Source organism: Pseudomonas sp. I2, from assembly GCF_040984075.1.
GTDB classification, from domain to species: domain Bacteria; phylum Pseudomonadota; class Gammaproteobacteria; order Pseudomonadales; family Pseudomonadaceae; genus Aquipseudomonas; species Aquipseudomonas guariconensis_B.
The window spans coordinates 16709-40114 of the sequence record NZ_JBCGFQ010000049.1; the positions used below are offsets into that span (position 1 = coordinate 16709).

The 23406-nt window shown below is 67.5% G+C and carries 18 protein-coding genes; 16 read left to right on the top strand and 2 right to left on the bottom strand.

The window, feature by feature from the left end; all coding sequences use genetic code 11:
• Nucleotides 1-35 precede the first annotated feature (35 nt).
• Both WCE05_RS21165 and WCE05_RS21170 read right to left on the bottom strand, forming a co-directional pair.
• Nucleotides 36-233: a hypothetical protein gene (locus WCE05_RS21165; RefSeq protein WP_253080955.1), complete on the bottom strand. Its 198-nt coding sequence runs from the start codon at nt 231-233 to the stop codon at nt 36-38.
• 204 nt (nt 234-437) lie between these two features.
• Entirely contained in the window at nt 438-2555 is a 2118-nt protein-coding gene (locus tag WCE05_RS21170) for a TonB-dependent receptor family protein (protein WP_368816503.1), read from the bottom strand.
• Nucleotides 2556-3129: 574 nt separating this feature from the next.
• Here WCE05_RS21170 and WCE05_RS21175 point away from each other — a divergent pair.
• The 16 genes from WCE05_RS21175 to WCE05_RS21250 all read left to right on the top strand — a co-directional run.
• Nucleotides 3130-5211: a TonB-dependent receptor family protein gene (locus tag WCE05_RS21175; protein ID WP_368816504.1), complete on the top strand. Its 2082-nt coding sequence runs from the start codon at nt 3130-3132 to the stop codon at nt 5209-5211.
• A gap of 11 nt (nt 5212-5222) precedes the next feature.
• Nucleotides 5223-6932 (top strand): ABC transporter substrate-binding protein, encoded by a 1710-nt coding sequence (locus tag WCE05_RS21180; RefSeq protein ID WP_368816505.1) that lies wholly within the window; start codon nt 5223-5225, stop codon nt 6930-6932.
• The gene (locus WCE05_RS21185) at nt 6929-7861 is read left to right on the top strand and encodes an ABC transporter permease (RefSeq protein WP_368816506.1); all 933 of its coding nucleotides are present in this window, start codon (nt 6929-6931) and stop codon (nt 7859-7861) included. The genes WCE05_RS21180 and WCE05_RS21185 overlap by 4 nt, the downstream gene beginning before the upstream one ends.
• 21 nt (nt 7862-7882) lie before the next feature.
• Nucleotides 7883-9127 carry an acyl-CoA dehydrogenase family protein gene (locus tag WCE05_RS21190; RefSeq protein WP_368816507.1) on the top strand — a complete coding sequence of 415 codons (1245 nt, stop codon included), beginning with the start codon at nt 7883-7885 and terminating at the stop codon, nt 9125-9127.
• A gap of 14 nt (nt 9128-9141) precedes the next feature.
• Nucleotides 9142-10497: an LLM class flavin-dependent oxidoreductase gene (locus WCE05_RS21195; protein ID WP_368816508.1), complete on the top strand. Its 1356-nt coding sequence runs from the start codon at nt 9142-9144 to the stop codon at nt 10495-10497.
• A 63-nt stretch (nt 10498-10560) separates the two neighbouring features.
• Nucleotides 10561-11616 (top strand): NADP(H)-dependent aldo-keto reductase, encoded by a 1056-nt coding sequence (locus WCE05_RS21200; protein WP_253080948.1) that lies wholly within the window; start codon nt 10561-10563, stop codon nt 11614-11616.
• A 9-nt stretch (nt 11617-11625) separates the two neighbouring features.
• On the top strand, nt 11626-12492 hold the full coding sequence (locus WCE05_RS21205) for an ABC transporter permease (RefSeq protein ID WP_368816509.1): 867 nt from the start codon (nt 11626-11628) through the stop codon (nt 12490-12492).
• On the top strand, nt 12489-14132 hold the full coding sequence (locus WCE05_RS21210; protein WP_368816510.1) for a dipeptide ABC transporter ATP-binding protein: 1644 nt from the start codon (nt 12489-12491) through the stop codon (nt 14130-14132). The genes WCE05_RS21205 and WCE05_RS21210 overlap by 4 nt, the downstream gene beginning before the upstream one ends.
• 117 nt (nt 14133-14249) lie before the next feature.
• Complete coding sequence (locus WCE05_RS21215; RefSeq protein ID WP_253102844.1) at nt 14250-14735, top strand: hypothetical protein; 486 nt, start codon at nt 14250-14252, stop codon at nt 14733-14735.
• Between the two features lie 249 nt (nt 14736-14984).
• Nucleotides 14985-15509, top strand: a complete 525-nt coding sequence (locus tag WCE05_RS21220; RefSeq protein ID WP_368816511.1) for an ABC transporter ATP-binding protein — start codon at nt 14985-14987, stop codon at nt 15507-15509.
• Nucleotides 15510-15764: 255 nt separating this feature from the next.
• A complete protein-coding gene (locus tag WCE05_RS21225; protein ID WP_368816515.1) occupies nt 15765-17357 on the top strand; it encodes an ABC transporter substrate-binding protein in 1593 nt (530 codons plus the stop codon).
• The gene (locus WCE05_RS21230; RefSeq protein WP_253080944.1) at nt 17354-18343 is read left to right on the top strand and encodes an ABC transporter permease; all 990 of its coding nucleotides are present in this window, start codon (nt 17354-17356) and stop codon (nt 18341-18343) included. The genes WCE05_RS21225 and WCE05_RS21230 overlap by 4 nt, the downstream gene beginning before the upstream one ends.
• Entirely contained in the window at nt 18340-19203 is an 864-nt protein-coding gene (locus tag WCE05_RS21235; protein ID WP_253080943.1) for an ABC transporter permease, read from the top strand. The genes WCE05_RS21230 and WCE05_RS21235 overlap by 4 nt, the downstream gene beginning before the upstream one ends.
• Nucleotides 19200-20912, top strand: a complete 1713-nt coding sequence (locus WCE05_RS21240; protein ID WP_368816512.1) for a dipeptide ABC transporter ATP-binding protein — start codon at nt 19200-19202, stop codon at nt 20910-20912. Before WCE05_RS21235 ends, WCE05_RS21240 begins: the two co-directional genes overlap by 4 nt.
• 10 nt (nt 20913-20922) lie before the next feature.
• Nucleotides 20923-22134, top strand: coding sequence for an acyl-CoA dehydrogenase family protein (locus tag WCE05_RS21245; RefSeq protein ID WP_253080941.1), 1212 nt, complete (start codon nt 20923-20925; stop codon nt 22132-22134).
• A partial coding sequence (locus WCE05_RS21250) for an MFS transporter (RefSeq protein WP_368816513.1) occupies nt 22131-23406 on the top strand: 1276 nt, incomplete at its 3' end. The genes WCE05_RS21245 and WCE05_RS21250, both read left to right, overlap by 4 nt.

Here is a 23406-nt window from a genome sequence, read left to right on the forward strand (position 1 = left end):
GGGCGACGAGAAGAACCTGCACAAGCGCAAGCCCCTCAATCCTTCAAACGAACCTGCTGCTCGGACGCCTTCAACAAGCACGTACGAAAATCCAGCACGGCATCGTCGATATACGGCCCGTCGCGCCAGCAGGCGCCGATGCAGCCCTCGGCATCCATCTTGAAATCCAGCGCCTTGACCAAGCCGCGATGGGGGAAATGCTGGGCGACTCGGCCGGAGGCCACTGAGAGCATGTCGCTGGTTTACAGCAACCACAGGTTGGCCATGAGCGATGACGACTCCACCCGGCCTGGCAGGGGCTTGAGCTCGAGGGCCTTGGTGCATGAGTCGTTCAGGGACCTGGATGCCACGCGCAACTCGGTTCGGGGTGGTCATCCAGGGTTCGCGGATACCGGCCCAGGGCCACTCCAGGACCCGGGCCGGTCGCTGCGCCTGGGTCAGTAGCGCACTTCGACACCCACGTACGCGCCGATCCCTTCTCCCGGCCAGAACGCCGCGGTGTCCTGGCCGCGAGCGTTGTATTGCGGTGTCACCGCCGTCACGTAGGCCTTGTTCGCCAGGTTCTTCAGGTCCAGCGACACCTTCCAGTTGCCCTTGGGTGCCTCGTACCCCAGGTTCGCGCCCCAGAGGGTGTACGACGGCGCGTACAAGGTGTTGGCATAGTCCACCGCCGTTCGCGATGCGGACTGTACGTTGACCCCGGTGTACCAGCCGCTGTGGTGCTGGTACTGCAGCTCGCCCTGGTAGATGTGCTTGGGCACACCCGGCAACTGGTTGTCGCCGAAGGTGTCGTCGTGGCGGTAGTAGAAGTCGTTGTAGGTGTACACCTGGCGCCAGCGCAGCAGGTCGCCTTGCGGGTTCTCCCACAGGCGTGTGTTCAGGCCGGCCTCGATGCCCTGGTGGATGGTCGGTGAGGCATTGAACGCCCCAGTGACCGCCGCCGAGGTGGAGGTGGCGGGGATGATTTGCACGTTCAGCAGTTCGTCGTGGATCCACGAGCGGTACAACGCCAGGCTGCCGTCGAAGATGCTGTGCGAGCCCTTGATGCCGATCTCGAGGGTGTTGGCCTTCTGCTCCACCAGCGGGCGGATGTACGGCAGAGTCGGGCCGGAGCCTGAGTATTCCCAGGAAGCGGGCGGGTCGATGCTGCGGCTGAAATTGGTGAACACTTGCAGGTTGGGGCTGAACTCGTAGCGCAGGCCGATGCGCGGGGCGATGCTCCAGTTGTCGTAGTTGACGTGCTGGGGGAAATCGGTGGTGTTGGGCGCTGCGGCATAGTCGATGTCGACCTGGCGTCGCACGTTGACGAACGACACCCCGCTGGTCAGCCACAGGCCGTCGACCAGGCTGAGGTCGTTGCCCAGCGAGATGACCCGATCGAAGGAGTCCTGGTAGTCGACCTTCTTCAGCGACACCTTGTCGTCATTGGCCGAGTTCACGCCGCCGCGCAGGTGCTGGGTGGAAGTGAAGGCGATGCTACTGCGGCTCTCATGGCCGAACAGGTAGTCGACACGGTCGTAGCCCAGCAGCAGGCCTAGGTCGTGCCAGTCCCAGTAGCTGGGGTTGCTCGGGCTGCGCGGGCTATTGGTGTGGCGGTAGTCGTGGTACGCCAGACCGACAGTCAGGCGCGCGTCGTCGTCGAAGGTATAGGTGGTCTTGCTGCCCAGCCAGATGCTGCCGGGGCGGCGGGCACCGGCGCCGCTGCTTTCGGCGGTGGCGCTGGCGCGGCGGGGATGGTGCTTGGTGGCGTCCAGGGTGGTGGCGCTGGGGTCGTTGTGGTACTCGTCGCGGTAGCGCAGCAGCACGCGGGTTTCCAGTTTCGGGCTGAAGCGGTAGCCGGCGTTGGCGACGATGCCCGAGCTCTTCGCCAGGCTGTAGTCGCGGTAGCCGTCGTTGCGGTAGTTGTCGGCTTGCAGGTAGTAGTCCAGGTCACCCTCGACACCGCCATAGCTCAGGCTCTGCTTCTGGTAGCCGTAGCTGCCAGCCTCGGCGCGCAGGCGCAGGCCCGGGGCGCTGTAGCCGCTGTGGTTGACGAAGTTGACCGCGCCGCCCAGGGTCAGGGCGCCGTACTGGAAGGCGTTGGCGCCGCGCAGGATCTCGGTGTAGTTGACCCCCGCAGCGTTGAGGAATTCGTAGGGCGTACCTCCGGGGCCGGTCAGCGGCAGGCCATCGAAGAGGAACTTGATACCTTCGCGGAAGTAGCCGGGCGACGTATTGGCGCCGGAGCCGCGCACGGAGATCTTGGCGGCGTCGTTGCCGCCGGTGGTCTGCACGAACACGCCGGGCTGGTAGGCGAGGGTGTCCTGCAGGGTGGCGGTACGGCCTTTGGCGACCTCTTCGCTGTCGACCACGCTGGTGCCGCCGGGGACTTCGGCCAGGGCACTGCTGGCGCGTTCTACGTCGCTCTGCTTGGCGCCCTGTACGGTGACGGTGCCGAGGGTCTGCTCGTCAGCGGCCAGCACCGTGGCCGGGGCCAGCAGGGCGCAGCCCAGTGCCGTGCCCAGGGTGGCTTGGCGGATAGCCTGGCGCAGTGGGTGTGGTTGAATCGCACGCATCGTTGTATTCCTTGAAGTTCATCGTAGGTCCTCGGCGTTCTATGGGAATAGTCAGGCCAGTCGGCGAGGCTTAGAGCAGTTTCTGTGCCAGCTGGTTATGTGCTGGAAGTTACAGGTTGGACGCGATGTTTTATTCAAGGCAGTGAGCAGGGCAACAAGTTTTGTTGAAGAGATGTTGGCCGCCGTACAGTACAGGTTATATATAAATACCCAAATGTCACAAAAGACGTTTTGGGCGGGCTGCGCGCTCGTACGGGAAACGTTGGCTTGGTCAGTCAAGACGTTCATCGAGCATATGGTGGGGCTGCGAAGCAGCGCCAATACGATTCAACTGACGAAGCCCCTACAGGTCTGCGCTAAATCATGCTTTGCTCGGGAGCGTAGGTGTGATGTTGGTGTCGCAACACTGCCCGAACAGTTTGTGTCGCACATCAACTTGTCATAGATAAAAAGCCCAGTAAACAGGCATGAACAGGCTGGCACGACAACTGCAATACCCCATTACAGAGCACTACGGCGATGTTCGAAGACAATGGCGAATATCGGCCTTGTATATAAAATGGGAGTACTTGCAGTGCGTGCGAAAGTTAGACCAGGCAGTTATCACCTGTCGGTGTTTCTGGCCTTGCTCAGCCCTGTGGCCCTGGCGGCCACGGAATCTACCCTGCAGACCGTGACGGTCACCGGCGCCGCAGCGAGCGGCGCGCAACAGGATCAGAAGCGCCTGCAGAACGTCGCCGGCAACACCGCAGTGGTCGACAACCGTCAGGTCGAACAGGGCCGTGCGGCCAATGCCGAGGACGTGCTGGCCCTGCAGCCAGGCGTGTTCGCCCAAGGCACCAGTGGCACCGCGGCGAACAAGATCTCCATCCGTGGCTCTGGCCTGAACACCTTCTACCAGGGCTATGTGCTGGGTACCAAGTTCCTCTTCGATGGGTTGCCGATCACCGGCCCCGGGGGGACCCAGGAAGACTTCCTCGACATGCAGGCGGTGGACCACACCGAGGTGCTGTACGGCGCCAATGCTTTCGAGTACGGCGCGCTGTCGCTGGGTGGGGCAATCAACATGGTCAGCAAGACCGGCCGCACCGACCCCGGCAACTATGCCCGCTTCGAAGTCGGCAGCTACGGCTACCGCAAGCAGCAGTTGGCCACCGGCGGGGTGGTGGGCGACAGCGACTACTACATCAACGTGCTGCACAACGAGCGCGACGGCTACCAGGACCATGCCAGCAACGAAGGCCGTGGCATCGCCGCCAACTTCGGCCATGTGTTCAGCCCCAAGCTCGAGACCCGTGTGTTCTTCAAGTACCGCGAGGAACAACTGGTCAACGGCAACACCCTGACCCGCCAGCAGCTCAAGCACGACCCACGCAGCAACCTCGTGCCTACTGGCCGACGCAAGGACGGCACCACCTTCATCGGCAACAAAACCACCTACACCTTCGACGATGGCAACACGCTGGAAGTGGGCGCGTCATACAACAACTACCCGCTGCTCAACGGCTGGCGCTACGCCGTAGCGCCGCAGGACTGGCGTTCCAAGGACATCAACCTGACCTTGCGCTACCTGCGTACAGGCGACCGCTTCCTCGGCCTGCCCAGCGACAGCAGCATCATCTTCAGCAACACCCGCGCCTACCTGGCCGACGTCAAGTCCCACAGCCGCACCACCGGCGCGAAGATCCAGGAAACCAACTACACCGGTTCGCGCGACACGGTGCTGACCTTCGCCAACGAGCTGCAACTGACCGACGACCTGTGGCTGTCCTCGGGCCTATCCTTCATCAACATCCGCCGCAAGGCCGAGATCGAAGGCACCACGCTGACCACCGCCAACCCCAGTGACTTCCCCACCCGCGTCGAGTACGTGGAGAACGACTTGGCCCCACGCCTGGGCCTGCGCTACCAGCTCAATCCGGACTTCCAGGTGTTCGGCAACGTCAGCCGCAGTATCGACCCGCCGGTGACCTGGCAACTGGGCAGTACCAGCAACCCGTTCCTCTACGACGTGCGGCCGCAGAAGGCCACCACCTTCGAGGTCGGCATACGCGGCAGCCACGGCATCTTCGACGGCAGCCTGACCCTGTACCGTTCCTGGGTGAAAGAGGAGCTGCTGACCGTGGTGGTGCGCCAGGCCAGCGCCACGCAGGACCAGCTCACGGCCACCTCCAACGCCAGCCCGACCATCCACCAGGGCATCGAGGCGGGGCTCAACGCCTTGCTCTGGGCCGGCACCAACGGCGACACCCTCGACCTTCGCCAGGCCTACACCCTCAACGATTTCCACTACCGCAACGACGACACCTTCGGCGACAACGAGCTGCCGAGCCTGCCACGCCAGGTCTACCAGGCCGAACTCGCCTATCGCCAGGCCAGTGGCTTCTACGCCTCGCTCAACCTGCGCACGGCCACCCGCTACTACATCGACTATGCCAACACCTGGCAGGCGCCGTCCTACGTGCTGTGGGGGGCCAAGGTTGGCTATCAGGCGCCGAGCAAGAAGTGGGAGGTGTTCGCCGACCTGCGCAACATCACCGACGAGCGCTATGCCAGCGCGGCCAACACCGTCTACGACGCCAATGGGCGTGACTCGGCCAATTTCTACCCGGGGGACGCCTTCTCGGTGACCACCGGCGTGGCGGTACGCTTCTGATGGCCGTGCCGGTGACTCACCTCATCCGTCAGGTTTTGCTCGGCAGCGCGTTGCTCCTGGCCGCCTGCTCGCCTGCTTCGCCACCGGACACCGCTGGCACCCTCAAAGGCGAGGCGGTGAGCGAAGTAGACGGTGTGATGCGCTATCCGGCCAGCGACTTCGTGGAGCAGCGGCCAGGCCTGCGTGGCGGCACCCTACGCGTGTCGGCGTCCAGCGATGCCGGCAGCTTCGATATCCACGCGCTGTCCCACGGCAACATGCAATGGATGGGGCGCATCCTCTTCGACTGCCTGGTGTACCAGGCCGAAGACGGCACCCTCACGCCCTGGCTGGCGAAAAGCTGGGCGATCAGCACCGATGGCCTGACCTACACCTTCCACCTGCGCGACGACGTCACCTTCAGCGATGGCGAGCGCTTCAATGCCGAGGCGGTGCGGGTCAACCTGGAGCACATGCGCGATCCCAGGACCAAGTCGCCCCTGGCCGCGGCCTATATCGCGCCGTACCTGCAAGGCAGGGTGGTCGACGAATACACCTTCGAGGCGACCCTGCGCGCTCCGTATGCGCCGTTCCTCGATGTGCTGTCCCAGGCCTGGCTGGGGATGATCTCGCCCAGGCAGATCCTCGAAGCCCCCAGGACCATCGCCAGCCACCCCATCGGCAGCGGGCCGTTCGTACTGGACGGCTGGGTGCGCGACCAGGGCGCCAGCTTCACGCGTCGCGCTGGTTACCACTGGGCGCCGCCGGCGATCAATCACCAGGGCGAGGCCTACCTGGACCGCATCGAGCTGAGCTACGTGCCCGAGGCGATGATCCGCTACACCTCGCTGGAGGCCGCCGACAGCGACATGGCCCTGGATGCGCCTGCGCAGAACGCGGCGGCGATCCGCGCCAACCCGCAGTTGACCCTGCGCAACCGCATCCGCAAGGGCAACCCTGTGCGCAGCATCACCTTCAACGTCGAGCGTCCACCGTTCGATGACCTGCGCGTGCGCCAGGCGGTGGCCAGGGCCATCGACCGTGACGGCCTGGCGTGGATTTCCGGCTTCGGTGAATACCTGGCCAAGGGTGATTTCCTCGCCGTCAACACGCCGGGATATGACCCCGTGGCCCGCGATGCCCTGGCCTTCGACTCGGCCGAGGCCAACCGTCTGCTCGACGCCGCTGGCTGGACCGGGCGCGACGCCCAGGGTTTTCGCACCCGTGATGGCAAGCGCCTTGGCGCCACCTTGCTGACCTACGACAACCCGGCATTCCCGGCCAATGTCTCGGTGGCGGTGCAGGCCGACCTGCGCAAGATCGGCTTCGACCTGCCCATCGAGATGCTGCCCATCACCCGGGTCATGGAACTGCGCTATGCCGGTGACTTCGATGCCCTCGGCGGTGGCTACTGGCACACCAACACGGCCGATGGCCTGTACATCCTCTACCACAGCCAGTCGATCCCCAGCGCACGGATGCTCGGCCAGAACGTCGGCCACTTCCGCGACGAGGCCCTCGACCAGTTGCTCGGCGAGGCCCGTCGCAGCACCGACCCGGCCTTGCGTCATGCGCTCTACCGCCAGGCCCAACAGCGCCTGGGCGAGACCGTGCCGGCGGTGCCCTCGGTGGAGAGCCAGATGCTGCTGGCCTACCGCAAGGCCGTAGGCGGCGTGCTGTTCGACGGTTCGCACAATGTCCCTCTGTTCACCAGCGTCTGGCTGGCCAAGGAGCGCCCATGAAAGGGCTGACAATCTTGCTGCGCCGCCTGCGTGACGGCGTGATCGTGCTGTGGGCCGCGGCCAGCCTGACCTTCCTGGGCGTGCAGCACAGCGGCGGCGACATCGCGCTGGCGATCCTCGGCGGCCCGGACGCTATGCCGACCCCGCAGATGCTCGCCCAGGTGCGCGCCGAGTACGGCCTCGACCAGCCGCTGTGGGTGCAATACGGCCGTTACCTGGCGCGCCTGGCCCAGGGCGACCTGGGGGAGTCTTACCGGCTGCGTATCCCGGTCAGCCAGGCGATCGGCGAGCAGATCGGCGCGACCTTGGCCCTGGCCAGCAGTGCGGCCGTGCTGGCCGTGTCGATCGCCCTGCTATCGGCGTTGCTCACCGCCAACCGTGGGCGACGCCTGCGGGCACTGGTGTCGGGGGGCGAGCTGGTGCTGTCGTCGGTGCCGAACTTCGTGATCGGCACGGTGCTGTTGCTGGCCTTCGCCTTCCATTTCCACTGGTTACCGCCGTCCGGCTCGTCGGGCTGGCGCTCGCTGGTGCTGCCGTCACTGGCACTGGCCTTGCCGCTCGCCGCGGTGCTGGCCCAGGTGCTGCGCCAGTCGCTCGAACAGGTGCTGGAACAACCCTTCATCACCCAGGCCCGCGCCCGCGGCATGTCCGACACCGCCGTGCGCCTGCGCCATGCCCTGCGCCACGCCCTGGTGCCGCTGGTGACCCTGGCCGGCTACGTGTTCGCCAGCCTGCTCGGCGGCGCGGTGGTGCTGGAGCTGTTGTTCGGCCGCCAGGGCATCGGCCGGCTGATGCTTGAGGCGACCAGCAACAAGGACGTGCCGCTGGTGCTCGGCGTGACCCTGCTGGCAGCGGCCATCTATGTGCTGGTCAACCTGCTGGTGGACCTGGCGACACAGGCCATCGATCCGCGCACCGCGCGCCACTGAATCCCCGAGAAAGGAACCACCATGAGCTCTTCACCCTTGACCGACGCCGAACTGGATAGCCGCTTCGAGCCGATCTACGCCCGTATCGCCGCAGGCGCGGTGGCCCGCGAGCAGCAGCGCACCCTGGCCCACGAGCCGGTGGCCTGGCTGCGCGAGGCCGGCCTGGGCGCCTTGCGCGTGCCGCGCAGCCATGGCGGCCTGGGCGCGAGCCTGCCGCAACTGCTGCGCCAGCTGGTGCGTCTGGGCCAGGCCGACTCCAACCTGCCGCAGATCTTCCGCGCCCACTTCGGTTTCGTCGAAGGGCGCCTGTCGTCGAACGACGCCGCCTCCCAAGATTACTGGTTCGCCCGCGTGGTGGCCGGCGAGCTGTGGGGCGCGGCCATGGCCGAACGCACCGACAGTACCGGCAACACCGTGCAGCTCAGCGAAGGCCAGGACGGCTATCAGCTGGACGGCGAGAAGTACTACTGCACCGGCACCCTCTACGCCGACTGGGTCGCGGCGGTAGCCAACCACGGGGACGACTTCGTCAGCCTGGTGGTACCGACCCACATCCCTGGCGTCGAAGTGATCGATGACTGGGACGGCTTCGGCCAGCGCCTGACCGGCAGCGGCACTACACGTTTCCACCAGGTGGCAGTGCCGGAACGACACGTGCTGCGGCGTTTCGCCAAGGGCGAGCTGCGCGCCGAGTCGTACCTCACGGCGTTCTACCAAGCCGTTCACCTTGCCACCCTGGTCGGTATCGGCCGGGCGGTGCTGGCCGATGCCGTGGCCTTCGTCCAGGGGCGGACCCGCGCCTTCGGGATACCCGGGCAGTCGCGCCCGGCCGAGGATCCACTGGTGCAGGGGGTGATCGGCCGGCTGGCGAGCCTGGCCTTCGCCGCCGAAGCCCAGTTGACGGCCGTGGGCCAGAGCCTGCAACGGGTAGTCGAGGCCGGGCTGCAGGGTGAGGTGCCCGAGCAGTTGTACACCGATGCCGAGGTCCACGCCTTCCAGGCGCAGCAGGTCGTCCTGCCGCAGGTACTCCAGGCCTGCAGCCTGCTGTTCGAAGTGGGCGGCGCCTCGGCCACCAGCAATGCCCGGCGCCTCGACCGCCACTGGCGCAACGCCCGCACCCTGGCCTCCCACAACCCGGCGATCCACCGCGAGCAGGCGCTGGGCAACTACTACCTCAACGGCATCAGCCCGGCCCAGGCCTGGCGTGCCCGTCACGCAGCCGCCACCGAAGGGCAGGGCGCTGGCGATGAAGCCAGCGCCGTCTGAACAGGAGAACCCGCATGAGCACGCAGCAACCACAGATGAGCCTGGGCATGAACATCCTCGGCTTCGGAGCACACTCAGGGGCCTGGCGCCAGGGTGAAGCCGCGATCGATGCCTACATCGACGTCAACTACTACCGCGACATCGCCCGGCTGTCCGAGCGCGGCTGCCTGGACGCGATCTTTCTGGCCGACGGCCCGGCCCTGCCGGGCGATGTCGCCAGCCAGCCGGGCGGGCGCCTTGAGCCGACCGTGCTGCTGACCGCCGTGGCCGCTGCCACCGAACGCATCGGCGTCATCGCCACCTGCTCGAGCACCTACAACGAGCCGTTCAACCTGGCCCGGCGCATTGCCTCGCTGGACCATATCAGCGGTGGCCGTGCGGCCTGGAACGTGGTGACCAATGCCGGCGATGCGGCGGCGCAGAACTTCGGCCTGGCCGGAGCACCGCTGCATGTCGACCGCTATGGTCGAGCCGAGGAGTTCCTCGAGGTCACCCTGAAACTGTGGGATAGCTGGGAAGAGGACGCGATCATCGGCGACCGCGTCGCCGGCCGTTTCGCCGATCCGCGCAAGGTCCACACCCTCGACTTCCAGGGCCGCCACTTCCAGGTCAAGGGGCCGCTGAACCTGCCGCGCTCGCCCCAAGGGCGGCCGGTGCTGGTCCAGGCCGGGTCTTCCGAGGGCGGCAAGGCGCTGGGCTCGCGCTATGCCGACGCGATCTTCACCACCCAGACCACCCTGGCCGATGGCCAGGCCTTCTATCGCGAGATGAAGGCTCGCGCCAGGGCCTGTGGCCGCGATCCACGGCACCTGAAGATCATGCCGGGCTTGTCGACGGTGATCGGTGCCACCGAGGCCGAGGCCCATGCGCGCTTCGATGAGCTCAATGCCTGGCACGGCGAGCATGGTTTGTTGCAGCAGGTGGCCGGGCGCATCGGCATCGACGCCAGCGAGCTGGACCCGGATGCGCCGTTGCCCTGGGCGCGGATCGGTGCGGTGGCGGACTTCGAGCGCGGTTCGCAGGGCTTTCTCGAAGCGCAGTTGAACCTGGCACGGCGCGAGAACCTGACCATCCGCCAGTTGTCGCGACGGATCCTGGTTGGCCACCGGCTGGCGGTCGGCACCCCGGAGCAGGTCGCCGACACCCTGGTCGAGTGGTTCCTGGCCGGAGCGGGGGATGGCTTCAACATCATGCCCGACATGTTCCCGTCGGGGGCGCGAGTATTCGTCGAGGAGGTGGTGCCGTTGCTGCAGAAGCGAGGGTTGTTCCGCACTGAGTACCAAGGGACCACGTTGCGCGATCACCTGGGTTTGCCGAAGGCGGTGAACCAGTTCGCCGAGGCTCGCCGGGAGACTGCATCGGCTGTGTAGGCCTGCCGTCATTGGGCCGCGAAGCGGCCCCGGAACCCAACACTGAACAAAAGGATTCACACCATGCTCTACCGCCGCCTAGGCCACACCGAACTCTCCGTCAGCCTGCTCAGTCTCGGCACCATGACTTGGGGCCACCAGAACACCGAGCAGGACGCCCACCAGCAACTGGATGCCGCCACCGCCGCCGGCATCAACTTCATCGACACCGCCGAGATGTACCCGACCCCGACCCGTGCCGAGACCTGGACCACCACCGAGCGCTACCTCGGCAACTGGCTCGCCGCCCGCGGCAACCGCGACAAGCTCGTGCTGGCCAGCAAGATCGCCGGCCCCGCCCGCGATCCCGCCGGCCAGGGGCATATCCGCGATGGCCTGTCGCACCACGACCGTAAGAACATCGTCGCTGCCCTCGAGGGCAGCCTGCGCCGCCTACGTACCGACTACCTGGACCTCTACCAACTGCACTGGCCGGACCGCGCCAGCAATTTTTTCGGTATCCGCGAGTACCCCTACGTCAAAGACCACCCCAGCGCCGTGGCCATCGAAGAAACGCTCGCCGTGCTCGACGAGCAGGTCAAGGCCGGCAAGGTGCGCCATATCGGCGTGTCCAACGAGACGCCGTGGGGCGTGGCGCGCTTCCTGCGCCACAGCGAGGACCATGGCCTTGCCCGTATCGCCAGCATCCAGAACCCCTACAGCCTGCTCAACCGCTTGTACGAGCACGGCCTGTCGGAATTCAGCCACCGCGAGGGCGTGAGCCTGCTGGCCTATTCGCCGCTGGCCTTCGGTGCATTGACCGGCAAGTATCTCGAGGGCGCGCGGCCAGAAGGCGCCCGGTTGTCGTCGGTGTACCGCACCTTCAACCGCTATGACAGTACCGAGGCCAACAGCGCCATCGCCGGGTACGTCGATATCGCCCGCCGGCATGGCCTGAGCCCTGCGCAGTTGGCCTTGGCCTTCGTCATCCGCCAGCCGTTCGTGGCCAGTGCGATCACCGGGCAGACCACGCTGCTGCAATTGCAGGAGAACCTCGGCGCACTGGACGTGCGCCTGAGCGACGAGGTGCTGGCCGAGATCCAGGCCGTGCACCGGCGCATTCCCAACCCATCGCCGTGAGAGGCCGCCATGACCGTGATCGCCTCCGATCCTGCGCTGGCCCTGGCGCCCGTGTCGGCCAGGCCCCGGCGCACGCATCGCCCCGGCCTATGGTTGGCCTGGGGCCTGCTTGGGCTGCTGTTGCTGGCCGTGGTCGTACCAGGTTGGCTGGCGCCGGCCGATCCCCTGGGCGCCGATGCGCGCCTGGCCTACCAACCACCCGGTGCAATGTTCTGGCTGGGCAGCGACGAAAACGGCCGCGATGTGCTCAGCCGGCTGATCCACGGTGCCCGTCCCTCGCTGTTCATCGGCCTGGCCGCGACCCTGGTCGGGCTGGGCCTGGGAACGCTGCTCGGCCTGCTCGCCGGGCTGGCGCCACGCTGGCTGGACAACCTGCTGATGCGCGCCGTCGACGTGCTGCTGGCGTTCCCCGACCTGCTGTTGGCGCTGGTGATCATCACCCTGTTCGGCCAGGGCACCGCCAACCTGATCCTCGCCGTGGGTATCGCCTCGGTGCCGCGCTACGCCCGCGTGGTACGGGCCCAGGCGCTGACCATTCGCCATGCCGGCTTCGTCGAGGCGGCGGTGACCCTGGGGCGCAGGCCGCTAGCGGTGGTGTGTTGGCATGTGCTGCCCAATGCCGTGCAACCGGTGCTGGTGCTCGCCTGCATCGGCCTGGGCGGGGCGATCACCGCCGCTGCGGCCTTGAGTTTCCTCGGCTTCGGCGCGCCGCCGCCGGCGCCGGAATGGGGCGCGATGATGGCGGTGGCCCGCAATTTCATGGCCAACGCGCCCTGGCTGATGGCCTGGCCGGCGCTGGCGATCACCCTGACCGTCATTTCCATCACCGTCATCGGCCGCGACTGGCTGTGCCGTAGCGAGGGTAGAAGCGTATGAGCATTTTCGAGAAACCGGCTCCGTTGCTGGACATTCGTGACCTGCATGTGAGTTTCAACGGTGTGCCGGTGGTGCACGGGGTCAACCTGCAATTGCACACCGGGCAGTGTCTGGCGCTGGTGGGGGAGTCGGGCTCGGGCAAGAGTGTCACCGCCCGCACGCTGGCCGGCCTGACCGGGCCCGGCGCCGCCGTGCGTGCGCAGCGCCTGGACTTTGCCGGGCAGGACCTGCGCGGCCTCGACGAAACCGCCTGGCAACGCCTGCGTGGCGGGCGCATCGGCTTCGTCATGCAGGACGCGCTGGGCTCGCTCGACCCGTTGCGCCGGGTGGGGGCCGAGGTCGAGGAGCCATTGCAGCTGCACACCCGCCTGGGCGCCGAAGCACGTCGCCTGCGGGTGCTGGAGTTGCTGCGTCAGGTCGGCGTGCCCGAGCCCGAGGTGCGTGCCCGGCAGTATCCCTGGCAGCTTTCCGGTGGCCTGCGCCAGCGGGCCTTGATCGCGTCGGCCATTGCCTGCCAGCCGCGCCTGTTGATCGCCGACGAGCCGACCACCGCGCTCGACGCCACGGTGCAGGCGCAGATTCTCGGCCTGCTGGAGCAGTTGCGCGAGCGGGACAACAGCTTGCTGATGGTCAGCCATGACCTGGCCGTGGTCGCGCGGCTGGCCGACTGGGTGGCGGTGATGCGCCATGGCCAGGTGGTGGAGCAGGGCAGTGTCGAGCAGATCCTGCAAGACCCGCAGGCCCCCTACACGCAACGCTTGCTGGGAGCCGCGCGGGCGGTGCATTTCCAGCGCCCGGCGGCACCAGCCCTGGTCCTGATGGAGGACGTGAACGAGCAACCGGTGCTGTTGGAGGCGCGAGGCTTGAGCAAGTCGTTCGTTGGCCCGGATGGCCGGCCGCGCCAGGTGCTGGACGATGTGTCGTTGCAATTGCGCCCAGGGCAGACCCTGGGCGTGGTCGGCGAGTCCGGTTCCGGCAAGAGCACCTTGGGCCGCATCCTGCTGGGCCTGGAGCGTCCCGAGCAGGGCAGCGTCCGGTTGGCTGGGCAGGACTGGCTGGCGCTTTCCGCAGCGCAGAAGCGCCAAGTGCGCCAGGGCATCCAAGTGGTGTTCCAGGACCCACTGGCTTCGTTCGACCCGCGCTATACCGTGCGGCGGGTGTTGTCCGAGGCGCTGGCCCAGGCCGGTGTACCGCGCGGGTTGCAACGTACCGAGGCGGTTGCGTTGCTGGAGCGGGTGCAATTGCCGGTGGGCGTGCTGGAGCGCCGTCCACTGGAACTATCCGGCGGGCAGCGGCAGCGCATTGCGATCGCCCGGGCATTGGCGATGAAGCCTCGGGTGCTGCTACTCGATGAGCCGGTCTCGGCGTTGGATGTCTCGGTGCAGGCGCGGATCCTCGTGCTGCTGGCCGAGCTCAAGGCCGAGCTGAACCTGGCCTGCCTGTTCATTTCCCACGACTTGGGTGTGGTCGAGCAGGTCAGCGACCAGGTGCTGGTGATGCAGAGCGGGCGGGTGGTGGAGCAGGGCGCTGCGGTCCAGGTGCTCGGGCAGCCACGCCACCCCTACACCCGCGCCTTGCTCGACGCCGTGCCCAGCCTGCCAGCGGCGCGGCCGAGCTGGTTCAGCCGGATTGCGGTGTAGGCAGTGCCCGCTCTGGTAGCCCAACCGACCCTGTAGCCACCGTCCCAGGAGGACTCTGTGACATCGACCCACCGCCTGCCCGATGGCTGAGACATCCGCCACCTGCCCGACATACCCATGGCCTTCGTCCGTGCTTTCATCCTGCGCCACCCATTGGCTTACGCTGGCATGCTCGCCTTGCAGACTCTGGCGGTGCTCTGTGCAGTGCTGGTGTCCTGGTCGTTGGGGCAGATCACCCGCCTGGTCAGCCAGGGCCTGGAGGCCAGCCAGGCTGCCGACGTGCGGGCCTGGCCGCTGGCCGGCTTCGCCGCGCTGCTGGCCCTGGAGATGGTCAGCATGCGCGCCGCCAGCGGCCTGCACATCTACACCGTGCCACGCCAGCGGCGCGCCGTGACCCAGGCGCTGTTCGCCTACCTGCAACGCCACTCGCACCGTTACATCACCAGCAAGTTCGCCGGCGCTCTGGCTCACCGCATCAGCGAAGTCTCGCTGGGCACCACGCAGACCCTGGCGATCCTCATCAGGCCAAGCGCAGCCACCCATTGGCCCGCGACTTCGCCGCTGCGCGCAGCGTCAGCACCGGCAAGGTGGTGGATGCGGTGACCAACCTCACCAACATCCGGCTGTTCTCCCGTCACTCGTACGAGCATGGCTACCTGGGCCGCTTCCTCGATCACGAGGTGGCGGCGACCGATCGCTCGCTGGGCTACATGGAGAAGATTCGCTGGCTGCAGAACGCCTGCGGCGTGCTGCTCAAGCTCGGCATCCTGCTGCTGGCCCTGTGGCAGCGCGGCAGCATCGATATCGCCACCTTCGTCACCGCTACCAGCCTGTCGTTGATGATCATCACCGATGTGGACCCAGCATTCGTTGCGCCAGCAGGTTGGGCTGATCCCGCAGGAGCCTGGGCTGTTCCACCGCAGCATCCGCGAGAACATCCACTACGGCTGCCTGGAGGCCGGCGACGATGCCTTGCACGCCGTCATCGACCGGGCGGGGGCGCGGGACTTCATCGAGTCCATGGAACAGGGCTTCGAGTCGCTGGTGGGTGAGCGCGGGGTGAAACTGTCCGGCGGGCAGCGCCAACGCATCGCGATTGCCCGGGTGTTGCTGAAGAACGCGCCGATCCTGGTGATGGACGAAGCCACCTCGAGCCTGGATTCGATCACCGAACGGTATATCCAGGACAAGCTCGACGAGATCATGGAAGACAAGACGGTGATCGTGGTGGCGCACCGGTTGTCGACGGTGGCGCACCTGGACCGGATCGTCGTGTTCGACGATGGACGTATCGTCGAGGACGGCAGTCATGCCCAGTTGCTGGCGCTGCGCGGGTATTACCATCGGTTGTGGAGCCAGCAGGGGGAGATGGCATGAGGCGCCTGTGAGCTGCCCATGCCGGCCCATTCCCGGGGCAGTCCGTTCCCACAAAGCCCTGCGAATCGCACTGTTGCCAGCCCAACAGCTCCTGCACACTTTGCCCTTGCAACAGCACTGGCGATCCGCCAAACCCCAGCAAAATCAACCGATTGAACCCGGCACAACTCCTGCAACAGGGCCTGTAACGCCCAGTCACCCGCAGGAGCGACCTTGAACCGATCCCTCTTTCCCCTGATCCCGCTCTGCACCGCGCTGGCACTGGTTGGTTGCGAGCGCGCCGAGCAGCGTACGGCCCACAGCGACCAGCCCGTGCATGGCGGTACCCTGGTCTATGCCACCGACCGCGAACCGACTTGCCTGGACCCTCACGTGGCTGGCGACATGCCCCAGGTGTTCGTCGCCCAGCAGTACCTCGACTCACTGGTGTCGATGGACAGCGATGGCCGCATCGGCCCCTGGCTGGCGACGCACTGGGAGGTCTCCGCCGATGGCCTGCGCTACACCTTCCACCTGCGCCGCGACGTGCACTTCACCGATGGCACGCCGTTCAACGCGGAGGCCGTCAAGGCCAACCTCGACCACATGGCCGACCCCAAGACCCAGTCCAGTACCGCTGGCGGCTATATCCGCCAGTACCGTGGCACCGAGGTGCTCGACGAGTACACCGCCGTGGTGCACCTGGCTACGCCCTATGCGGCGTTTCTCGAAGTGCTGGCCCAGGGCTTTCTCGGTATCCAGTCGGCCACCGCGCTCACGCGCAGCCGCGACGAGAATTGCGAAAACCCAGTGGGCAGCGGGCCGTTCAAGGTGGTGCGCTGGGACCGGCAGAACCAGGTGGAACTGGTGCGCAACCCCGATTACAACTGGGCGCCACCCACGGCCCGGCACCAGGGGCCGGCCTACCTCGAACGGATCGTCTGGCGCTTCATCCAGGAGCCGTCGGTGCGTTTCGCCTCGTTGCAGGCCGGTGAGGTGGACGTGATCGAGACCCTGCCACCGGAGTCCCACGAGGCCGCACGACGCAACCCGGACGTCGAGCTGATCATCGCCCAGCGCCCGGGCAACCCCACCAACGGCACCTTCAACCTGCGCCGCGCGCCGTTCGACGATATCCGTGTGCGCGAGGCGTTCGTGCGCAGCGCCGATGTCGAGGGTGCGCTCAAGAGCGTGTACTTCGGCGAGTTTCCCCGCGCCGGCGGTCCACTCAGCGTGGCCACGCCGTTCTACAGCGCGGATTTCGAGCAACACCAGGGCTACGACCCGGCCCGCGCTGCCCAGTTGCTCGACGAAGCCGGCTGGACCGGGCGTGATGCCGAGGGCTACCGCACCAAGGCAGGCAAGCGCCTGCGGGCCACGGTACTGGTCGGTGCGCGCACCACGCCGTCGGAGCTGACCCTGTGGGAGCAGGTCCAGGCCACCACTCGCCAGGCCGGCCTGGAACTGGTGCTGGAGCAGATGAGCGACGTGCAGGTCACCGCGCGCCAGGCCGCCTGGGACTACGACATCCGCATCGGCTACTGGAACACCAACACCCCGGACGTGCTGCGGATCATCTTCAGCTCGGCATTCGTCCAACCGGCCGGGGTCGGCGGCTATCACCAGAACTCCTCGGGCTACGCCGACCCCGGCTTCGATGCATTGGTCGAAAGTGCCCTGGCCACTCAGGACCCCGGCCAGCGCCGCCAGCTGTACCACCAGGCCCAGCAGCAGGCCGCTGCCCAGTACCTGCAACTGACCACCTACCCGCAAAGCACGCGGCTGGGGATCTACAAGACCGCCCACGGCGTCCGCCTGGAGCCTTCCCTGGCGGTGACCTACCTCTATGACGCATGGGTGAACAAATGAGCGTTTCGACGACCCTCGCCGTGGCCGACCCACGCCGCGAGCGCCTGGCTGCCCTCGGCCGGCGCGCCACCATCCGCCTAGCCGGTGGCGTGCTGGTGCTATGGGCGGTGGCGACCCTGACCTTCTTCGCCCTGCGCCTGATGCCGGGCGACCCGGTGCTGGCCATCCTCGGCGGGCCCAGCGGCAACCCGACCCCGGAGACCATCGAGGCCACCCGCAAGGAATATGGCCTCGACCAGCCACTGCCGGTGCAGTACGTGCTGTACCTGGGCCGCTTGCTGCAAGGCGATCTGGGGGTGTCCTATTCGCAGCACCTGCCAGTGACCCGCGTGCTGGCCGAGCAGGGCGGGGCGACCCTTGAGCTGGCGCTGGCGGCGCTGCTGCTGGCGTGGGCGCTGGTATTGCTGTTGACGGTGATCACCGCTGGCCGTGGGCGCTTGGTCGGTGGTGTGGCCTCGCTGTTCGAGACCCTGAGCGCGGCCTTGCCGCATTTCTGGCTCGGCGTGGTGTTGTTGGCCGTGTTCGCCTTCGGCCTGCGTTGGTTCCCACCCGCCGGCAGCGACAGTTTCGCCAGTCTGGTGCTGCCGGCGTTGTCCCTGGCCATTCCGCTGGCCGGCTTCATCGCCCAGGTGACCCGCGAATCCCTGGAGCTGACCTTGGAGCAGCCCTTCATCCTGACCGCCCGCACCCGCGGCCTGAGCGACCTGGCGGTGCGCTTTCGGCATGCCCTGCGCCATGCCTTGCTGCCAGGCGTATCGCTGTCGGGCTGGGCCATCGGCGCACTGATCAGCGGGGCGGTGGTGTGCGAGGTGATCTTTTCGCGCAAGGGCGTAGGCCGCCAGCTGTACCAGGCGGTGCAGGCACAGGACCTGCCACTGGTGATCGGCATCAGCCTGGTGGTGGCCGCCGGCTATGTGCTGGCCAACATTCTGGTGGACCTGCTCTACCAGTGGATCGACCCACGGCAACAGGAGGCCACGCCATGAGTGACCTGACCCTCGAGCGCGCCCTGGCGCCCCGACGCCGGCAGCGGCACCTGAAACTGCCGCCACTGGGGGCGGCCCTGGCGATGCTGTTCCTCGCCGCCCTGGTGCTGGCGGCCCTGGCGCCGGGGCTGTTCACCCGCATCGACCCCTTGGCCATCGTCCCCCGCGAGGCGTTCCGACCGCCCAGTTGGGCGCACTGGCTGGGCACCGACCAGTCTGGGCGCGACATTTTCGCGCGGATCGTCCACGGCGCCCGCCAGAGCCTGCTGATCGGCGTGGCGGCCACGGCGTTGTCCATGACCATCGCCATCAGCCTTGGCCTGCTGGGCGGCCTGGGTGGGGCGCGCCTCGACCGGGCGGTGGGCTGGTTGCTGGAGGTGTTGTTCGCCTTCCCCAGCCTGGTGCTGGCGCTGCTGTTCGTCGCGGTGTTCGGCAGTGGCGTCGGCCCGCTGATCGTCGCCACGGGCCTCGGCGGCGCGCCGGGCTATGCGCGGATGGTCCGTGGCCAGGTGCTGGCGGTGCGCAACGCCGGCTACATAGAGGCGGCACGGGCGCTGGGGCACCCGACCTCGCGGATCGTCCTGCGCCAACTGCTGCCCAACGCCATGCGCCCGCTGGTGGTAACCCTGACCATGGGCGTGGGCCAGGCGATCGTCTGGGCCTCGGCGCTGAGCTTCCTGGGCCTGGGTGCACAGCCGCCAGCGCCGGAGTGGGGGACGATGTTGTCCATGGGCCGCGATTTCATCGCCAATGCCTGGTGGCTGACCTTCTTCCCTGGCCTGTTCATCGTTCTCACCACCCTGGCGACGACGGTGACCGGCCGCTACATCCAACAACGCCTGGAGGGCCGCCTGCCATGAGCGACAAGACCTTGATCGTCGACGGGCTGAACGTTGCCTTCGCTGGCCGCAGTGTGGTCCGTGACCTGTCTTTCACCCTGCAGCCAGGGCGCTGCGTGGCCCTGGTGGGGGAGTCGGGCTCGGGCAAGAGCGTCAGTGCCCGCAGCCTGGTGGGCCTGGCCGGGCCTCGGGCAGAGGTGACGGCGCGCCAGCTGGACTTTGCCAGCCATGACCTGCTGGCGCTCAGCGAACGCCAGTGGCGTGCGGTACGTGGCAAGGACATCGGCTTTGTCCTGCAGGACGCGCTGGTGTCGCTCGATCCGCTGCGCCCAGTGGGTAAGGAGGTCCTCGAAGTGCTGCAGGCGCACCGGTACGGCGACCGCCAGCAGCGCGCCGCGCGGGTGCTGGAGCTGCTGGAACGGGTTGGCATGCCGGACGTGGCCCTGCGTGCACGCCAGCGTCCTGGGGAGTTGTCTGGCGGCTTGCGCCAGCGTGCCTTGATCGCCAGCGCCTTGGCGTTGGATCCGGCATTGGTGATCGCCGACGAGCCGACCACCGCGCTGGATGCCACGGTGCAGGCGCAGATCCTCGAGGTGTTCCAGCAGATCAAGGCGCGTGGCGCATCGCTGCTGATCATCAGCCACGACCTGGCGGTGGTCGCGCAACTGGCTGACGAAGTGGTAGTGCTGCGGCACGGCGAGGTGGTCGAACAGGGGCTGATGCAACAGGTACTGCGCCAGCCCCGCCATCCCTATACCCAGGCGCTGCTGGCAGCGGTGCCGGCCGAGCATCCGCGTGGCAGCCGGTTGTCGCCGGAACGTGCCGGGGCCAGGCGTGGGCCGCGACCGCGCCAGCAGGGCGAGGTGCTGCTCGAAGGGCGCGGCCTGGGCAAGCGCTACCTGGGCCCCGACGGGCGGGTACGGCAGGTGGTGCAGGGCGTCGATTTCAGCCTGCGCGCCGGGCGCACACTGGGTATCGTCGGCGAGTCCGGCTCGGGCAAGACCACCGTGGCACGCATTGCCCTTGGCCTGCTGCAGCCGGATGCCGGCGAGGTGCTTTACCGCGGCCAGCCGTGGAACCGGCCGGGCGACACGGTGAGTGAAGCCGTGCGCCGGCCACTGCGCCGAGAGATCAGCGTGATCTACCAGGACCCGCTGGGCTCCTTCGATCCGCGCTGGAGCGTGGCGCAGATCCTCGCCGACGCTCTGCAGGTGGCGGGTGTCGAGGCGGCGGCACGGCCCGCGAGGATCGCCGTGCTGCTGGGCCAGGTGCGTCTGCCGGCCGAGTTGGCCCAGCGCCGGCCGTTGCAGCTCTCCGGTGGCCAGCGCCAGCGGGTGGCGATCGCCCGGGCGATTGCCAGCGAGCCGAAGCTGATCATCTGCGACGAGCCGGTCTCGGCCCTCGACGTGTCGGTACAGGCCCAGGTACTCGACCTGCTGGCGGACCTGCAGGACGAACTGGGCCTGGCCTACCTGTTCATTTCCCACGACCTGGGCGTGATCCGCCATGTCAGCGACGACGTACTGGTGATGCGCCACGGCCAGGTGGTGGAGCTAGCGCCGGTCGAGCAGTTGTTCGAGCGACCGGGCCACGCGTACACCCAACGCTTGCTCGGCGCGGTACCGCGCCTGCCTGGCCGCGGCGCCGAGCTGGTGGTGCCGCCACTGGACCTGGAGCACGAAGCCTTAGACCTGTTCGACGAATCTCGCCTCTGGAAAATCGCCATCTAAGGACCGATCCATGACTACCTTCCAACGTTTCCCCAGCCAGGCCCCGGCCGCCAGCGTCGAGGCACTCAAGGCGCGCATCGGCGCACTGCTGCCGACCATCGCCGCAGGCGCCGCCGAGCGCGAACGTGAACGCCAGCTACCCTACGCGGCCATTGCCCAGCTCGCGGCCGCCGGGCTCTATACCGTGCGCATCCCGACACGCTACGGCGGCCCCGGCGGTACGGTCAGCGATGTGATCGCGCTGTTGCTGCAGGTGGCGTCGGCCGACTCCAACGTGGCCCAGGCCCTGCGCCCGGGCTTCGCCTTCGTCGAAGGGCTGTTGGCCTCGCGGGCCGAGGGCGCCGAGCAGGAGCGCGAGCGCTGGTTCGCCCGCTACCTGGACGGCGCGGTGATCGGCAACGCCGGCTGGGAACTGGGCGGCGCCAACGGCGCCATCGCCGCGCGCCTGGTGCGCGATGGCGAGCATTTTCGCGCCAACGGCAGCAAGTTCTACAGCACCGGTGCGCTGTTCGCCGATTATGTCAGTGCCGTGGCCCTGGATGAGGACGAACAGCCGGTGTCGTTCATCCTGCCGCGTGACCGTGAGGGGCTGGAGCTGGTCGACGACTTCGATGCCATGGGCCAGCGCCTGACGGCCAGCGGCACCACCTACCTGCGCAACGTGCGGGTCGAGGCTAGCGATATTCGCACCCGCACCGTGGAGGAAGGCAAGCGCACCGTCGTCACGCCGTTCCTGCAGTTGTTTCTCGGCACTGTGCTGGCCGGTATCGCCCGCAATGCCCTGGACGATGCCCGCCAGTTTGCCCGCGAGCATGCCCGCCCCATCAAGCACAGCAGCGCCAGCCGCTCGGTGGATGATCCCTACGTGGAGCTCTCGGTAGGCGACATCGCCGCCCGTGCCTACGCTGCCGAAGCGCTGGTGCTCAAGGCCGCCGCGACCATCGACCAGGCCTGGGCCGCGCAACTGGAGGAGGCCTCGGTGGAGCAGGCGGCCATCGAAGTGGCACAGGCCCAGTACCTGGTGGCCGAGCTGGCGCTCAAGGCTGCCGAGACCGTCTTCGACGTTGGCGGTGCCTCCACCACTGCCCGCCAGCACAACCTCGACCGCCACTGGCGCAACGCCCGCACCGTGGCCAACCACAACCCCCGCCAGTGGAAGGCGGCAGTGGTCGGCGCCTGGCAGCTCAAGGGCACCCGCCCACCTGTCTCGGGGCTGTTTTGACTGCTCAGCCGGCCTTGCTGGCCGGCCATGTGCAAAGCCCCAAGGTGCCGGTGATCATCGGTGCCGCGCTGTTCATGGAGTTGCTCGACAGCACGGCGGTGATGACTGCCTTGCCGCAGATGGCCGCCGATTTCGGCGAGCCGGGCTTGCGCATGAACCTGGTGGTGTCGCTGTACATGCTGGCCCTGGCCTTGTGCGTGCCGGTCAGCGGCTGGGCGGCCGAGCGTTTCCGCCCGCGCCAGGTGATGCTGCTGGCCATGGGGCTGTTCACCGCCGCCTCTCTGGCCTGCGCCCTGGCCGACACACTGTGGCAACTGTGCCTGGGGCGCATGCTGCAGGGCGCGGCCGGGGCACTGATGACGCCGGTGGGGCAGGTGATCATCCTGCGCTGGTCGAGCCGCGAGCAACTGCTCCAGGCGATGTCCTGGCTGGCCCTGCCGGCACTGGTCGGGCCCTTGGTCGGGCCGCTGCTCGGTGGCCTGCTGGTGACGGTGCTGTCGTGGCACTGGATCTTCCTGGTCAACCTGCCGATCTGCCTGGTCGGCTGCTGGCTGGTCCTGCGCCATGTGCCGGACTACCCGGCGCGTCCGGTGCCGGCTTTGGACCGGCGCGGCCTGTTGCTCAGTGGCGGGGCCTTGGCGATGCTGGTGTTCGGCCTCCAATCCCTGGGGCTGGGACAATTGCCGCGCACCTGGGCCGTGGCACTGATTGCCGGGGGGCTGGTCTGTGCCCTGGGTTACCGGGTGCATGCACGGCGTCATGCCAACCCGCTGGTCGATCTGTCGCTGCTGCGCCTGCAAAGCTTCGGCGTGGCCCAGGCCGGGGGCGGGTTGTTCCGCCTCGGGTCGGCGGCGCAGCCGTTCCTGATCGTGCTGTTGTTGCAGAACTGCCTGGACATGAATCCGATGGCGGCAGGCTGGCTGGTGGTCAGTGGCGGTGTCGGGGCGCTGTTGATGAAGCTGCTGGCAGTGCCGCTGGTGCGCCGCTATGGCTATCGTCGGGTACTGAGCTGCAATGCCGTGCTCAGCGGTGGGGGGATTGCCCTGTGCGCCGGCTTCGACCGTGACACGGCGGTGTGGGCGATGGCCTTGGTGCTGTTCGCTGCCGGGCTGGTGCGTTCGCTACAGTTCTCCACGCTGGGCGCAGCCAGTTACCAGGATGTGCCGGTCGAGCGTTCGGCGGCTGCCAGTTCGCTGTCGGCGATGTCGGTGCAGTTGACCATGGCCATGTCGGTGAGCCTGGCCGGGGTGTTGTTGGGGGTGCTCGCTGGGT

What these genes read in the sequence shown, in the direction of transcription:
- WCE05_RS21165 (WP_253080955.1), bottom strand. Translation starts at nt 233, where the DNA reads ATGCTCTCAGTGGCCTCCGGCCGAGTCGCCCAGCATTTCCCCCATCGC.
- WCE05_RS21170 (WP_368816503.1), bottom strand. Translation starts at nt 2,555, where the DNA reads ATGCGTGCGATTCAACCACACCCACTGCGCCAGGCTATCCGCCAAGCC.
- WCE05_RS21185 (WP_368816506.1), top strand. Translation starts at nt 6,929, where the DNA reads ATGAAAGGGCTGACAATCTTGCTGCGCCGCCTGCGTGACGGCGTGATC.
- WCE05_RS21190 (WP_368816507.1), top strand. Translation starts at nt 7,883, where the DNA reads ATGAGCTCTTCACCCTTGACCGACGCCGAACTGGATAGCCGCTTCGAG.
- WCE05_RS21195 (WP_368816508.1), top strand. Translation starts at nt 9,142, where the DNA reads ATGAGCACGCAGCAACCACAGATGAGCCTGGGCATGAACATCCTCGGC.
- WCE05_RS21200 (WP_253080948.1), top strand. Translation starts at nt 10,561, where the DNA reads ATGCTCTACCGCCGCCTAGGCCACACCGAACTCTCCGTCAGCCTGCTC.
- WCE05_RS21205 (WP_368816509.1), top strand. Translation starts at nt 11,626, where the DNA reads ATGACCGTGATCGCCTCCGATCCTGCGCTGGCCCTGGCGCCCGTGTCG.
- WCE05_RS21210 (WP_368816510.1), top strand. Translation starts at nt 12,489, where the DNA reads ATGAGCATTTTCGAGAAACCGGCTCCGTTGCTGGACATTCGTGACCTG.
- WCE05_RS21215 (WP_253102844.1), top strand. Translation starts at nt 14,250, where the DNA reads ATGGCCTTCGTCCGTGCTTTCATCCTGCGCCACCCATTGGCTTACGCT.
- WCE05_RS21220 (WP_368816511.1), top strand. Translation starts at nt 14,985, where the DNA reads ATGTGGACCCAGCATTCGTTGCGCCAGCAGGTTGGGCTGATCCCGCAG.
- WCE05_RS21230 (WP_253080944.1), top strand. Translation starts at nt 17,354, where the DNA reads ATGAGCGTTTCGACGACCCTCGCCGTGGCCGACCCACGCCGCGAGCGC.
- WCE05_RS21235 (WP_253080943.1), top strand. Translation starts at nt 18,340, where the DNA reads ATGAGTGACCTGACCCTCGAGCGCGCCCTGGCGCCCCGACGCCGGCAG.
- WCE05_RS21240 (WP_368816512.1), top strand. Translation starts at nt 19,200, where the DNA reads ATGAGCGACAAGACCTTGATCGTCGACGGGCTGAACGTTGCCTTCGCT.
- WCE05_RS21245 (WP_253080941.1), top strand. Translation starts at nt 20,923, where the DNA reads ATGACTACCTTCCAACGTTTCCCCAGCCAGGCCCCGGCCGCCAGCGTC.